This is a genomic window from Nocardioides lianchengensis (assembly GCF_900101465.1).
Lineage (GTDB): Bacteria > Actinomycetota > Actinomycetes > Propionibacteriales > Nocardioidaceae > Nocardioides > Nocardioides lianchengensis.
Genome location: NZ_FMZM01000005.1, coordinates 101,384 through 115,178 on the forward strand (window position 1 = coordinate 101,384; position 13,795 = coordinate 115,178).

Consider the following 13,795-nt stretch of genomic DNA (forward strand, 5'->3'; position numbering starts at 1 on the left):
GTTGGGGTCGGTGCCGGCGTCGGTCTCGGCGCCGTCCTCGATCCCGTCGTCGTCGCTGTCGGCGTCGTCGGGATCGGTCGGCTCGTTGTCGTACGCGCCGTTCTGCGAGCCCGAGATCTCCTCGGCGTCGGTGAGCCCGTCACCGTCGGAGTCCGTGCCCGGGTCCTCGGGGTCGCCTGCGTCGTTGGGGTCGGTGCCGGCGTCGGTCTCGGCGCCGTCCTCGATCCCGTCGTCGTCGCTGTCGGCGTCGTCGGGATCGGTCGGCTCGTTGTCGTACGCGCCGTTCTGCGAGCCCGAGATCTCCTCGGCGTCGGTGAGCCCGTCACCGTCGGAGTCCGTGCCCGGGTCCTCGGGGTCGCCTGCGTCGTTGGGGTCGGTGCCGGCGTCGGTCTCGGCGCCGTCCTCGATCCCGTCGTCGTCGCTGTCGGCGTCGTCGGGATCGGTCGGCTCGTTGTCGTACGCGCCGTTCTGCGAGCCCGAGATCTCCTCGGCGTCGGTGAGCCCGTCACCGTCGGAGTCCGTGCCCGGGTCCTCGGGGTCGCCTGCGTCGTTGGGGTCGGTGCCGGCGTCGGTCTCGGCGCCGTCCTCGATCCCGTCGTCGTCGCTGTCGGCGTCGTTCGGGTCGGTGGGCTGGTCGCCGTGGGCGTCGTTCTCGGAGCCCGTGGTCTCCTCGGTGTCGGTGAGTCCGTCGTCGTCGGTGTCGGCGCTGTTGGGGTCGGTGCCGGCGTCGGTCTCGGCGCCGTCCTCCGTCCCGTCGTCGTCGCTGTCCGCGTCCTCCGGGTCGGTGGGCTCGTTGCCGTGGGCGTCGTTCTCGGAGCCCGAGGTCTCCTCGACGTCGCTGAGCCCGTCCCCGTCGGTGTCCGTGCCCGGGTCCGTGCCTCTCGGGTCGGCCGGGTCGTTCGGGTCGGTCCCGGCCAGGACCTCGGTGGCGTCGGTGGAGTCGTCACCGTCGGTGTCCGTGGAGTTCGGGTCGGTGGGCTGGTTGTCATGGGCGTCGTTCGCGGAGCCGGAGGTCTCCTCGGTGTCGGTGAGCCCGTCCCCGTCGGTGTCGGCTGCGCGGGGGTTCGTCGGCTCGCCGTCGAACGCGGTGTTGGCCGAGCCGTCGGTCTCGGCCCCGTCCACCGTGCCGTCGTCGTCGGAGTCCGCGTCGAGCGGGTCGGTCGCGGCACCACCGAAGGCGTCGTTCGCCGCGCCGCTCAGCTCCTGAGCGTCGTTGAGGCCGTCGTTGTCGGTGTCCGGGTCGTTCGGGTCGGTGCCCGCCTCGACCTCGTCACCGTCGTCGAGCCCGTCGTTGTCGGTGTCGACGTCGGTCGGGACGGTCGGCTCCTCGTCGTAGGCGTCGTTCTCGGATCCGGTGGTCTCCTCGGTGTCGGTGAGGCCGTCGTTGTCGGTGTCGACGTCGTTGGGGTCGGTGCCGGCCTGGACCTCGGCGCCGTCGTCGGTGCCGTCGCCGTCGGAGTCCGCCTCGTTCGGGTCGGTCGGGGCGTTGCCGTAGGCGTCGTTCTCGGATCCGGTGGTCTCCTCGACGTCGGTGAGACCGTCACCATCGGTGTCCGTGCCCGGGTCGGTGCTGCCAGGATCGGCCGGGTCGTTGGGGTCGGTGCCCGCGTCGATCTCGTCGCCGTCGTCGATCCCGTCGTCGTCGCTGTCGGCGTCGTCGGGGTCGGTGGGCTCGTTGTCGTGGGCGTCGTTCTCGGAGCCCGTGCTCTCCTCGACGTCGGTGAGGCCGTCACCGTCGGTGTCGGTGTCAGGTCCGGGCGGCGTGACCGGGTCGTCGGGGTCGTTCGGGTCGGTGCCGTCCGCGACCTCGTCGCCGTCGTCGATCCCGTCGCCGTCGCTGTCGGCGTCGTTCGGGTCGGTGGGCTCGTTGTCGTGGGCGTCGTTCTCGGAGCCCGAGGTCTCCTGCTCGTCGCTGAGGCCGTCACCGTCCGTGTCGGTCGCCGGCGGTGCGGCCGCGCACTCGACCCCGCCCGCGGGAGCCGTCGCGTCGACGGCCATGGGGGAGACGTCCAGGTTCACGTCGGCGAGGTCGACCGCGCCGAGCAGCAGGTCCAGGTCGACGCTGATGGAGAGGACGGCATCGAGGCGCCCGGACCCGGTCGCCCCCGCGGACGTGTCCTCGGCGGTGACCAGCCCGATCGAGACATCGGCGCTGGCCAGTCCGGCCACGGTCAGGTTGGTGGTGTACGTCTGGTTCGGCTGGTCGGCGAGGTCGATGACCTCGCCGCCCGCCAGCTCGACCGTCGCGGTCGGGGTGCTGCTGGTCGCGGTGCCGGTGCTGCCGTCCGAGGTCGCGGTGAGGGTCACCGGATCGGCGACGTTCACCGTCAGGAGCCCGCCGAGCAGCGCGATGTCGCCGATCTCGCTGGTGGCCTGGGACCGGACCACCTGCCCACCGCCGTCGCGGTCGACCAGTCGCGTCGTCGAGGTCGTGGTGGAGGCGCCGATCTCGGCGACGGTCGTCCCGACACCGGGGGCCAGTTGGAGGTTGCCGACCGTGGCGCCGGCGAGCCGGGTCCGCGCGTGGGAGAGCAGCCGCCCGTCACCCGAGTCGGTGGGGCACGCCTGGTCGGAGTCGTAGCGCGCCGTGGTCTCGCCCTCCACCACGCCGAGGCGCAGCAGCGGGGGGAGGTTCGCCGTCGGGATCTCGTCGGCACTGCTGCCGGTCGGCGGGGCGATCGAGGTCACCTCGTCGAGGGGGAGCGGGAGCCCGGCCACCGCGGCGGCCAGGTTGCTGCTGCGGGCCGTGGTGTCGCCGCCGTCGCGCTCGCTGTCGGCATCGGCGTCGGCGTGGCCGATTCCGATGTCGGCCAGGTCGAAGGTCGCGAGGTCCGCGTCGAGGCGGACGATCTCGCCCGAGGCGGAGGCGTCGTACGGCGCGGGCAGCGGCGCGGCGGACGCGCTCGGCGCCGGCACCGCGACGACGGTGATGAAGCCGGCGGTCGCGAGGGCGACGGCAGCGGCGAGGGGTCGACGAAATGGCATTGGAGGGAGCTCCAGACAGAGGTCGGGATGGGCCGGCCCCGGCCGACACCCTCACCCCCGACATTCGGCGCTGAGGTCCCATGCGTCGTCCGGTGCCGCGGGGGCGGTACCCCTCGTCCCGGAGCCCATGCGGAGGAAATCCTCACCACGCCGCCACCGGTCGCGACTCCGGCGTCCCGAAGGGGTCACGCTGGTTGGACGCAGGTGATCGCAGCGGCGTACGCTGGCTCCTGCGCCAGAGGTCTGCCTGCGTCCCGGACGGAGCGGACTCTCGCTCGCTATCAGCGCATCGCTCCCGGCATCCGGGGCCGCGCACGACTTCATCGGTAGTGAAACAGGACTTCTCGGCGTGCCCGCACGACTTCTGCCCACCAAGGAATCACTTCCCTTATGACGAGCACCATCTCGATTCTTCCCGATTACGACGCGCCCCAGGTCGCGATCAACGACATCGGTTCTGAAGAAGACTTCCTCGCCGCCATCGACGAGACGATCAAGTACTTCAACGACGGCGACATCGTCGCCGGCACCATCGTCAAGGTCGACCGCGACGAGGTCCTCCTCGACATCGGCTACAAGACCGAGGGCGTCATCCCCTCGCGCGAGCTGTCGATCAAGCACGACGTCGACCCGTCCGAGGTCGTCTCGGTCGGTGACGAGGTCGAGGCCCTGGTCCTCCAGAAGGAGGACAAGGAAGGCCGCCTGATCCTGTCCAAGAAGCGCGCCCAGTACGAGCGCGCCTGGGGCACCATCGAGCAGGTCAAGGAGGAGGACGGCGTCGTCGAGGGCACCGTCATCGAGGTCGTCAAGGGCGGCCTCATCCTCGACATCGGCCTCCGCGGCTTCCTCCCCGCCTCGCTGGTGGAGATGCGTCGCGTCCGCGACCTGCAGCCGTACGTCGGCCAGACGCTCGAGGCCAAGATCATCGAGCTCGACAAGAACCGCAACAACGTGGTCCTGTCGCGCCGTGCCTGGCTCGAGCAGACCCAGTCCGAGGTTCGCCACGGCTTCCTGACCCAGCTCCAGAAGGGTCAGATCCGCAAGGGTGTCGTCTCCTCGATCGTCAACTTCGGTGCGTTCGTGGACCTCGGCGGCGTCGACGGCCTCGTGCACGTCTCCGAGCTGTCGTGGAAGCACATCGACCACCCGTCCGAGGTCGTCGCCGTGGGCGACGAGGTCACCGTCGAGGTCCTCGACGTCGACATGGACCGCGAGCGTGTCTCCCTGTCGCTGAAGGCGACGCAGGAGGACCCGTGGCAGCACTTCGCCCGGACCCACCAGATCGGCCAGATCGTGCCGGGCAAGGTCACCAAGCTGGTGCCCTTCGGCTCGTTCGTCCGCGTCGAGGAGGGCATCGAGGGCCTGGTGCACATCTCCGAGCTCGCCGAGCGTCACGTCGAGATCCCGGAGCAGGTCGTCCAGGTCAACGACGACGTCATGGTCAAGATCATCGACATCGACCTCGAGCGTCGCCGGATCTCGCTGTCGCTGAAGCAGGCCAACGAGACCGCGGCCGCGACCGACGTGGAGGAGTTCGACCCGACCCTCTACGGCATGGCGGCCACGTACGACGAGCAGGGCAACTACGTCTACCCCGACGGCTTCGACCCCGAGACGGGCGAGTGGCTCGAGGGCTTCGACGAGCAGCGCGCGACCTGGGAGGACCAGTACGCCAAGGCGCACGCCCGCTGGGAGGCCCACGTCAAGCAGCAGGCCGAGGCCAAGCAGGCCGAGGTCGAGGCCGGCGAGGCCACGTCGTACTCCAGCGGTGGCGACGTGGACGTCGAGACCGGTGGCGCGGCCGAGGGCGGCTCGCTCGCCTCGGACGAGGCGCTGCAGGCGCTTCGCGAGAAGCTGACCGGCGGCGCGAGCTGATCGCCAGCTCCACCTAGCACCACACGCACGAAGGCCCGGCCACCTCACGGTGGCCGGGCCTTCGGCATCTCGGGGCTCGGTGGTGGCGGCACCTCAGACGAGGTAGCCGGGGCCGTGGAACGCGGGGTCGTCGTAGTGGGAGCGCGGGGGACGCCGGGTGCCCCGGCTGTCGTGGATCATCGTCCGGATGGTCAGGAACGCGAGCGTGGCGGCGAGGGCCAGCAGCAGGTAGAAGAAGGTCATGGCAGTATCTTGCGCCTGCTGGACTTACTGCCACAGTGGCAGAAAAGTCACTCTCCGTCGTTTTTCTGCCAGACCTGTGCGAGGATCGGTGCCGTGCAACAGGTGCAGACGGTCGCGGTCGTGGTCCAGGACGGTGTCGAGGCCTTCGGGCTCGGGTCCCTCGTCGAGGTGTGGGGCGAGCCCTACCACGCGGACGACGACAACCCGGTCTTCGACTTCCAGGTCTGCACGCCGCGCCCCGGGCGCGTGCGCGGGCGCTCCGACTTCGACCTGTACGTCGAGCGCGGCCTCGACGCGGTCGCGAGTGCGGACCTGGTCTGCCTGAGCCCCAAGTACGACTTCCTCGAGCACGATCCGGCGGTCCTGGAGGCGATCCGGGCCGCCTACGAGCGCGGCGCGATCCTCTACGCGCACTGCTCGGGCGTCTTCGAGCTCGGTGCCGCGGGCCTGCTCGACGGACGCGAGTGCACCACGCACTGGCGCTACACGAACCGGCTGGCGTCGATGTACCCCGAGGCCCTGGTCTGCCCGGACGTCCTCTACTGCCACGATGGACCGATCCTCACCGGGGCGGGCTCGGCCGCCGGCATCGACGCGTCGCTGCACCTCATGCGCGACCTGTACGGCGCCCGCGTCGCGGCCACGACCGCGCGGCGGATCGTCGTACCCCCGCATCGGGACGGGGGGCAGGCCCAGTTCATCGCGCGGCCGGTGCCCGACTGCACGGGGGAGACCTTCGGGGCGCTGCAGCAGTGGGTCGTGGAGAACCTCGACCACGAGCTCGACGTCGACTCGCTCGCCCGGCGGGCACTGATGTCGCCTCGGACCTTCGCGCGGCGCTTCCGTGACGAGGTGGGCGCGACCCCGCACGCCTGGGTGACCCGGCAGCGGGTGCTGCGGGCCGAGCAGCTGCTCGAGCAGACCGAGCGCTCGATCGAGCGGATCGCCGACGACGTCGGCTTCGGCAACGCCGCCACCCTGCGGCATCACTTCTCACGCGTGCGCGGGGTCAGTCCGCAGCAGTACCGGCGCGCGTTCTCGGCCTAGGGCTCAGGCGGCGACGGGCTGCTCGAGGCCGCCGCGCACGAGCTCGGCGTACCGGCCGCCGCGCAGGAGCAGCTCCTCGTGGGTGCCGAGCTCGACGACCGCGCCGTGGTCGAGGACCGCGATCTGGTCGGCGTCGCGGACCGTCGAGAGCCGGTGGGCGATGGTGATCGTGGTCCGCCCGTGGGCGAGCTCGTCGAGCGCTGCCTGCACGGCGCGCTCGGTGGTGTTGTCGAGCGCGCTGGTGGCCTCGTCGAGGACCAGGACCCGCGGGTCGCGGAGCAGGGTGCGGGCGATGGCCAGCCGCTGCTGCTCGCCGCCGGAGAACCGGTGCCCGCGGGAGCCGACCAGGGTGTCGTAGCCCTCGGGCAGCGAGACGACGAGGTCGTGGATGCGGGCGGCCCGAGCCGCCGCCTCGATCTCGGCGTCGGTGGCGTCCGGCTTCGCGTGCCGCAGGTTGTCGCGGACCGAGGCGTGCAGCAGGTAGCTCTCCTGGGTGACGACGCCGACCGCGGACGCGACGTCGGCGAGGGCCAGGTCGCGCAGGTCGACCCCGTCGAGACGTACGGCGCCGGACGTCGGGTCGTGCAGTCGCGCGACCAGACCGGCCAGGGTGCTCTTGCCGCTTCCCGTCGCACCCACCAGGGCGAGCGAGGTGCCGGCGGGCACCACCAGGTCGACGTCGTGGAGCACGTCGGCGCCGCCGTACGAGAAGGTGACGTGGTCGAGGCGGACCTCGCCGCGGACGTCGCCGAGACGGGTCGGGTCGGCCGGGTCGGCGATCTCGACCGGGAGGTCCTGGTACTCGAAGATCCGGCTGAACAGGGCCAGCGACGCCGTCAGGTCGACGCCGACGTTGAGCAGCCCCATGAGCGGGCGGAACAGCGCGCTCTGCAGCGCCACGAAGGCCACCAGGGTGCCGATGGTCATCCCGCCGGAGGTGGCCGGCAGACCGGCGGCGAGGTAGAGCGCGGCCGGGACGGCGGCGAAGACGATGCTCATGGTGGCCATCCGCCAGCGGCCCGCGAGCTGGGAGCGCACCTCCAGCCCGACCAGGTCGGCGGAGGTGTCGTCGAAGCGGCGAGACAGTGCCGGGCCGGCGCCGAGGGTCTTGGTGAGCAGCACGCCGCTGACCGAGAGGCCCTCCTCGACCTGGACGTGCAGGTCGGCGAGCCGGGCCTGGCGGGCGGCGGTGACGGCGTGCCGCATCCGGGCCACCTGGCGGGTCAGGACGACGGCGGGCGGCAGCACCACCAGGGAGATCAGCGCGAGGCGCCAGCTGAGCGCGACCATCGCGACCGCGGTGCCGAGGACCACGGTGACGTTGGCGGCGACCGAGGTGGCCGTGCTCGTCACCACCGACTGCATGGAGCCGATGTCGTTGACGATGCGCGACTGCACCTCGCCGCCGCGGGTCCGGGTGAAGAACCCGACCGACTGGCGCTGCAGATGGCCGAACAGGTCGGAGCGCAGCCGGTGCATGACCTGCTGGCCGACGGTCGTCGAGAGCCAGGTCTGCGCGACGCCGAGGGCGGCCGTCGCCACGGCGACGCCGACCATCCCAGTGACGAGCAGGAGCAGCAGTCGGACGTCCTGGCGGGGGAGCGCCTCGTCGATGACGTGCCGCACCAGGAAGGGTTGGGCCAGGCCGACGAGCGAGCTGACCACGATCAGCGCGACGACCACGGCGAGCCGGCGGCGGTACGGCGCGAACAGCCGCGCGATGCGGCGCAGGGACACGGGAGACTCGGCCAGCTGGCGCCGGTCGGCGCGGCGTGAGTCGGGGGTGTGCGTGGAGGGGCGTGGCACTCGACCACCTCGATTCTTTACTGAGGCTTGCTCAACATGAGGGTAACTGTCGCATTGCTAGGATCATTCCCGTGCCCGCAACCGACTCGACCGGTGACCTGCTGATGGTGCTCGCCCGCACCCTGCGTCAGCGGTACGGCGCCGCCCTGGCCGAGTGGGACGTGACCCCCGGCCAGTCCCGGGCCCTGCGCACGGTCGTCGAGCTGGACGGGGCCCGGCTCTCCGCGCTCGCCGAGCAGCTGCACATCGCGGCCCGCTCGGCGACCGAGGTGGTGGACGCGCTGGAGACGCGCGGGCTGGTGGAGCGGCGCCCCGACCCCGCCGACCGGCGGGCGACGACCGTCGTACCCACGCCCGAGGGCCTGCGGCTGCGCGGGCTGCTCGACGACGCCCGGCACGCGGCGGCCGGCGAGCTGCTCGCGCCGCTGGCCGCCGAGGACCGGGCCGAGCTGGACCGGATCCTCCGGTTGCTGGTGGACGCCTCCTAGGATCGCGCCATGCGGGTGGGACTCACGGGCGGCATCGCCTCGGGCAAGAGCACGGTCTCGGCGATGCTCGAGGAGCACGGCGCCGTGATCATCGACGGCGACAAGCTCGCCCGCGAGGTCGTCGAGCGGGGCACCCCCGGCCTGGCCGCCGTCGTCGAGGCGTTCGGCGCGGAGCTGCTCACGCCCGAGGGCGACCTGGACCGGCCGGCGCTCGGCAAGGTGGTCTTCGGCGACGAGGCGAGGCGGAAGGTGCTCGAGGGGATCGTGCACCCGCTGGTCTTCGAGCGGTACGCCGCGCTCGAGGCCTCGGCGCCCGCGGGGGCGCTGGTCGTCCACGACATCCCGCTGCTGGCCGAGTCCGGTCGGGCCGACACCTTCGACGCGGTGCTCGTGGTCGACGTGCCGGTGGAGACGCAGGTCCAGCGACTGGTCGACGACCGCGGCATGGAGCGGGCCGACGCGGAGGCCCGGATCGCCGCCCAGGCGACCCGGGAGCAGCGGCTGGCGATCGCCACCCACGTCCTGGACAACACCGGCACCCTCGCGGACCTGCGGTCCCGGGTGGACGCGATCTACGCGGAGCTCACAGCAGTCGGGTCATGAACGTGCTGTTCGGATCCGGCCGGTAGTCCCCGAACGGCTCGCAGACCGTGAACCCGTGCCGTGCGTAGAGCGCCCGTGCCGGGGCGAAGAAGTCCTGCGAGCCGGTCTCGAGACTGATCCTGGCGAACTCCGCCGCCCGGGCCTGGTCCAGCACGAAGGCCAGCACGGCGGCCGCGATGCCCTGGCGGGTGCGGTGCGGCGCGGTGCGCATGGACTTCAGCTCGGCGTGGTCGTCGGTCAACCGCTTCAGCGCCGCGCAGCCGACCAGCTCGCCCTCGTCGTACGCCGACCAGAACCGCATGCCGGGCGCCTGCAGTCCCGCGAGGTCGAGCGCGTGCACGCTGCACGCGGGGGAGGTGGCCCGCATCTGGTCGAGGTGGGCCTGGAGGAAGGCGACGATCTCCGGGGAGGTCAGCGGGTCGGGCGTGATCTGCACGCGGCCATTCTCCCGACTAGGGTGGCTGCTCCGACGACGAGGGGTACGACGATGGTGGCGAGCCGATCCGCTCGGGAGCGGAAGGCGGCGGTCGAGGCCGGGCCGCTGGCGAAGGTCAAGATCGACCTCGGTGGGGAGCAGCAGTTCCTCTACAAGATCAGCTGCACCACCTGCACCACGAAGGGCGACAAGCCCTGGTCGACGCACCGGCAGGGCGACGACGGGTTCATGGCGGCCATGGACCGCTGGACCTTCCACCTGGTCGAGAAGCACCCCGGCGCCGAGGCGCCCTGCCTGACCTACCTGGAGGCCGCGCAGCAGCGGCTGCACGAGCGTCGCGAGGGCGCCGGTGACTGACCTCCGCGGCCTGGCTGTCGGAAGCGTGGTCGCGCAGCGAGGCGTCCTGCCGGAGGCGGTCGAGGTCGTCCGCGAGCGTCAGCACGGAGACATGGCGGCCGTCGCCTACCTCGCGCGTCGCCGTAGCGACGGTTCGTCGTTCCGCGGCTTCGCGGGACTGCGGCGCCGGGAGGACGGGATCTGGCGTTCGTCCGGCGGGTGGTCGTCCGGAGCACCCGACGGCGTCGGACCGGAGGCGCTCTGGGCGGCCTGGGGCGGGTGGGGGTCGGGTCAGCGCGGCACCCCCGACGTCGGGGTGCGTGGCGGCTGGGTCGCCGATCCGACGGCGGCCCTGGTGCGCCTCACCGATCCTTCCGGTCGGGTCGTGGAGGACCGGGTCGAGGCGGGGGTCGCCATCCTCATCTGGGATCAGGGTCTGGCCACGCGTGAGGCGGTCGTCGAGCTCGTCGACGCCGATGGCGCGGTGTTGCGCCGGGCGCTGCTCGAGCGGTCCTGAGACGCACGGACACCCCCGCCGGTGGGCGGGGGCGTCCGTCAGGTGCCGAGGATCTGGGACCGGTCAGGCCGCGAGGTCCGGGTCGGCGATGCGGCGCAGCTTCTGCAGCGCCTCCCGCTCGAGCTGGCGCACCCGCTCGGCGGAGATGCCGTGCTTGGCGCCGATGTCGGCGAGCTTGTGCTGACGACCGTCGACCAGGCCGTAGCGCGACCGGATGATGTCGGCCGCGCGGTCGTCGAGGTGGCCGACCAGGCTGTTCAGACGGTCGCGGGCCTCCACGTCGAGGAACGACAGGTCGGGACCCGGCGAGGTCTCCTGGGCCATCAGGTCACCGAGGCTGGTGTCGCCGTCCTCGTCGACGGGGGAGTCGAGGCTGACGTGCTCACGGCCCCAGGCCATCAGGTCGAGGACCCGGTCGACGTCCATGCCGAGCTCGGTGGCGATCTCGTGCGGCTCCGGGTCGCGGCCCAACTGGCGCTCGAGGGTACGACGGGCGCCGCCGACCTGATTGAGCTCCTCGACGACGTGCACGGGCAGCCGGACCACGCGGGCCTGCTGCGCGATGCCGCGGGTGATCGCCTGGCGGACCCACCAGGTGGCGTAGGTCGAGAACTTGTAGCCCTTGGTGTAGTCGAACTTCTCGACCGCCCGGATCAGGCCGGTGTTGCCCTCCTGGATCAGGTCGAGCATCGGCATCTGCGCGCGGCCGTACTTGCGAGCGATGGAGACGACGAGGCGGAGGTTGGCGGTGATGAAGGTGTCGATCGCCTTCTGGCCCTCCTCGGCGAGCCACTCGAGCTCCTCCTGGGTGGCCGTCATCGGGGCGCCGCCCTTGCGGCGACCGACCCGACCCTCGGCGAGGAGGTGCTCGGCCATCAGGCCGGCCTCGATCGTCTTGGAGAGCTCGACCTCGGAGGCCGCGTCGAGAAGCGCGTTGCGGGCGATCTCGTCGAGGTACAGGCCGACGCTGTCGCGACCCTCGATCTCGCGTCCCCCCGCAGGTGCGGTTCGTGTTGCCATGGGGCCCTCCTAGCTTCTGTGACCCCGGCTGTTTGCCGGCCCACATCGTCGTCAACGCCCCAGGTGACCAGAGGATTCCCTGGCCAAACCCGACGGGGCCTACACCTGAGACGACGTGCGGGAAGGCCTACGAGTTGCCGGGATTCCCAACTCTCAGGGACTTCTCAGGGCCCCACCCCGAGGAGGCGGCGCTCAGCGGTCGACCAGGCCCATCCGGTCCAGGATCCAGGCGAGCGTGAAGGAGCGGTCGTGCCAGGACTTGTAGCGACCCGAGACGCCGCCGTGGCCGGCCGACATCTCGGTGCGCAGCAGCACGTCGGGGTTGCCGGTCACCGCCCGCAGGCGGGCCACCCACTTGGCCGGCTCGACGTACAGGACCCGGGTGTCGTTGAGGGAGGTCTCGGCCAGGATCGGCGGGTAGGCGCGCTCCGCGACGTTGTCGTACGGCGCGTAGCCGGCCATGTAGTCGTAGACCTCGGGATCGGCCTCCGGGTTGCCCCACTCGTCGTACTCGGTGACGGTGAGCGGCAGCGTCGCGTCGAGCATCGTGGTGAGGGCGTCGACGAACGGCACCTCGGCGACGAAGCCACCGAACAGCTCGGGCGCCTGGTTGGCCACCGCGCCGATCAGCAGCCCGCCGGCACTGCCTCCCTCGGCGACGAGGGTCTCGGGCGTCGACCAGCCGGTGTCGACCAGGTGCTGCGCGCAGGCGATGAAGTCGCCGAACGTGTGCTGCTTCGAGAACAGCTTGCCGTCGTCGTACCAGCGGCGGCCCAGCTCGCCGCCGCCGCGGACGTGGGCGATCGCGAAGGCCGCGCCGCGGTCGAGCAGGGAGAGGCGGGCCACGGAGAAGTAGGGGTCGGTGGAGATCTCGTAGGCGCCGTACGCGTAGAGCATGGTGGGGACGGGCTGGGTGCCGCCTCCGACCCCTTCGCGAGCCCCGCGGCGCACGACGACGGAGATCGGGACCTGCTCGCCGTCCTCGGCGGTGGCCCAGAGTCGGTGCTCCTCGTAGTCGGCGGGGTCGTAGCCGCCCAGCACGGGCGCGCGGCGAAGCAGGGTGAGCTCGCGGGTGCGGACGTCGTAGTCGTAGACCGACGAGGGCACCGCCATCGTCGTGTAGCCCAGCCGCACGGTCGGCTGGTCGAAGACCGGGTTGCCGCCGGCGCCGACGGTGTAGACCTCGTGGTCGAACTCGACGAGGTAGTCATCGCCCGCGCCGTCGGGACCCAGCTCGACGATGCGCAGCTGGGTGAGGCCGTCGCTGCGCTGGTGGATCACCAGGTGGCCGGCGTAGGCGTCCACGCCCTCGAGGCGTACGGCGGGGTCGTGGGCGACCAGCGCCCGCCAGTTCTCCGGCGCGGTCGGGGCGACCGGCGCGACCCCGATCTCGAAGTCGGGCCCGGTGGCGTTGTGGTGGACCAGGAAGACGTCCTCGCCGCCGAGGACGGCGTGCTCGAGGCTGTACTCGAGGTCCTCGCGCCGCTCGCTGAACAGCACCCACTGCGCGTCCGGGTCGGCGGTGTCGAGGTAGCGGTACTCGGAGGTCGTCTTCGAGCCGGTGGCGGTGATCAGGAACCGGTTGCTGCGGCTGCGGCCGATGCCGGTCCAGAACCGGCCGTCGGGCTCGTGCAGGACCAGCTCGTCGTCGGCCTGCGGTGTGCCGAGGCGGTGCCGCCACACCTTGTCGGGCCGCCAGGAGTCGTCGATCGTGGAGTAGTAGCAGTCGAGCCCGTTCGGGTGCCACACGACGCCGCCCATCACCCCGGTCAGCTCGTCGTCGCGCAGGGCGCCGGTGGCGACCTCCTGGAAGCGCACCGTGTAGCGCTCGTCGCCGACCGTGTCGACGGCGTAGGCGAGCAGGGTGTCGTCGAGGGTCATGGCCGAGCCGCCGAGCGAGAAGAACTCGTGACCCTCGGCCAGCTCGTTCAGGTCGAGCAGGACCTGCTCGCCGGGGAGGGCGGGCTCGTCGGGCTTCGCCTCGGCGGCGGGCTGCGGGGGCGTCCAGTCGTCGGGGCCGCTGATCGGCACGCGGCAGCTGGCGCCGTACTCCTTGCCCTCGAAGGAGCGCGAGTAGTACCAGTGGCCCCGGTTGCGGGTCGGCACCGACAGGTCGGTCTCGCGGGTGCGGGCCTTGATCTCGTCGAAGATCGACTGCCGCAGGTCGGCCAGGTGGGCCGTCCGGTGCTCGGTGTAGGCGTTCTCGGCCTCGAGGTGCGCCGTGACCTCCGGCGCGTCCTTGTCGCGCAGCCACTCGTAGTCGTCGACGCGGGTGTGGCCGTGGATCTCGCGGGTGGTGGGGCGCTTCTCGGCGACGGGCGGTTGCATGCCCCGAACCTATCCGGGCGCCGTTGGCCCCTCCACGCTGGTTGAGGTGCGAGCGGAGCGAGCCTCGAAACCCGGTGGGTCGGGAGTCGGCCGTGATCGAGACTGTCGGTC

11 protein-coding genes and 1 pseudogene are annotated in these 13,795 nt (G+C 71.9%); 6 read left to right on the forward strand and 6 right to left on the reverse strand.

Translation table 11 applies throughout. The features are described from left to right. Window positions 1-2,985, reverse strand: a pseudogene (locus BLT76_RS25690) (hypothetical protein); the annotation flags it as partial. Between the two features lie 390 nt (window positions 2,986-3,375). Here BLT76_RS25690 and rpsA point away from each other — a divergent pair. Further along, window positions 3,376-4,860 carry a 30S ribosomal protein S1 gene (gene rpsA, locus BLT76_RS10275; RefSeq protein WP_090854810.1) on the forward strand — a complete coding sequence of 495 codons (1,485 nt, stop codon included), beginning with the start codon at window positions 3,376-3,378 and terminating at the stop codon, window positions 4,858-4,860. A gap of 93 nt (window positions 4,861-4,953) precedes the next feature. Here rpsA and BLT76_RS25695 read toward each other — a convergent pair whose 3' ends face one another. Then, window positions 4,954-5,103: a hypothetical protein gene (locus tag BLT76_RS25695; RefSeq protein WP_170867015.1), complete on the reverse strand. Its 150-nt coding sequence runs from the start codon at window positions 5,101-5,103 to the stop codon at window positions 4,954-4,956. 93 nt (window positions 5,104-5,196) lie between these two features. Here BLT76_RS25695 and BLT76_RS10280 point away from each other — a divergent pair, with 93 nt between their 5' ends. After that, complete coding sequence (locus tag BLT76_RS10280; RefSeq protein WP_244509353.1) at window positions 5,197-6,150, forward strand: GlxA family transcriptional regulator; 954 nt, start codon at window positions 5,197-5,199, stop codon at window positions 6,148-6,150. Window positions 6,151-6,153: 3 nt separating this feature from the next. Here the strand turns inward: BLT76_RS10280 and BLT76_RS10285 are convergent, their stop codons facing one another. Further along, on the reverse strand, window positions 6,154-7,887 hold the full coding sequence (locus tag BLT76_RS10285; protein ID WP_280139636.1) for an ABC transporter ATP-binding protein: 1,734 nt from the start codon (window positions 7,885-7,887) through the stop codon (window positions 6,154-6,156). Between the two features lie 140 nt (window positions 7,888-8,027). Here BLT76_RS10285 and BLT76_RS10290 point away from each other — a divergent pair, with 140 nt between their 5' ends. Both BLT76_RS10290 and coaE read left to right on the forward strand, forming a co-directional pair. Then, on the forward strand, window positions 8,028-8,444 hold the full coding sequence (locus tag BLT76_RS10290) for a MarR family winged helix-turn-helix transcriptional regulator (protein WP_244509354.1): 417 nt from the start codon (window positions 8,028-8,030) through the stop codon (window positions 8,442-8,444). 9 nt (window positions 8,445-8,453) lie between these two features. Further along, window positions 8,454-9,047: a dephospho-CoA kinase gene (gene coaE, locus BLT76_RS10295; RefSeq protein WP_090854819.1), complete on the forward strand. Its 594-nt coding sequence runs from the start codon at window positions 8,454-8,456 to the stop codon at window positions 9,045-9,047. Here coaE and BLT76_RS10300 read toward each other — a convergent pair. Further along, window positions 9,028-9,483, reverse strand: coding sequence for a GNAT family N-acetyltransferase (locus BLT76_RS10300; RefSeq protein ID WP_244509355.1), 456 nt, complete (start codon window positions 9,481-9,483; stop codon window positions 9,028-9,030). The genes coaE and BLT76_RS10300 overlap by 20 nt on opposite strands. Before the next feature lie 51 nt (window positions 9,484-9,534). On the opposite strand from BLT76_RS10300, the gene BLT76_RS10305 reads away from it, so the two are divergent. Together BLT76_RS10305 and BLT76_RS10310 are read left to right on the forward strand one after the other, a co-directional pair. Then, window positions 9,535-9,840: a hypothetical protein gene (locus tag BLT76_RS10305; RefSeq protein ID WP_090854821.1), complete on the forward strand. Its 306-nt coding sequence runs from the start codon at window positions 9,535-9,537 to the stop codon at window positions 9,838-9,840. Then, complete coding sequence (locus BLT76_RS10310; protein WP_139175478.1) at window positions 9,833-10,336, forward strand: hypothetical protein; 504 nt, start codon at window positions 9,833-9,835, stop codon at window positions 10,334-10,336. The genes BLT76_RS10305 and BLT76_RS10310 overlap by 8 nt, the downstream gene beginning before the upstream one ends. A gap of 63 nt (window positions 10,337-10,399) precedes the next feature. Here BLT76_RS10310 and BLT76_RS10315 read toward each other — a convergent pair whose 3' ends face one another. Beyond that, window positions 10,400-11,356: a sigma-70 family RNA polymerase sigma factor gene (locus BLT76_RS10315; protein ID WP_090854828.1), complete on the reverse strand. Its 957-nt coding sequence runs from the start codon at window positions 11,354-11,356 to the stop codon at window positions 10,400-10,402. A gap of 192 nt (window positions 11,357-11,548) precedes the next feature. Next, window positions 11,549-13,684, reverse strand: a complete 2,136-nt coding sequence (locus BLT76_RS10320; protein ID WP_090854832.1) for a S9 family peptidase — start codon at window positions 13,682-13,684, stop codon at window positions 11,549-11,551. Window positions 13,685-13,795 lie beyond the last annotated feature (111 nt).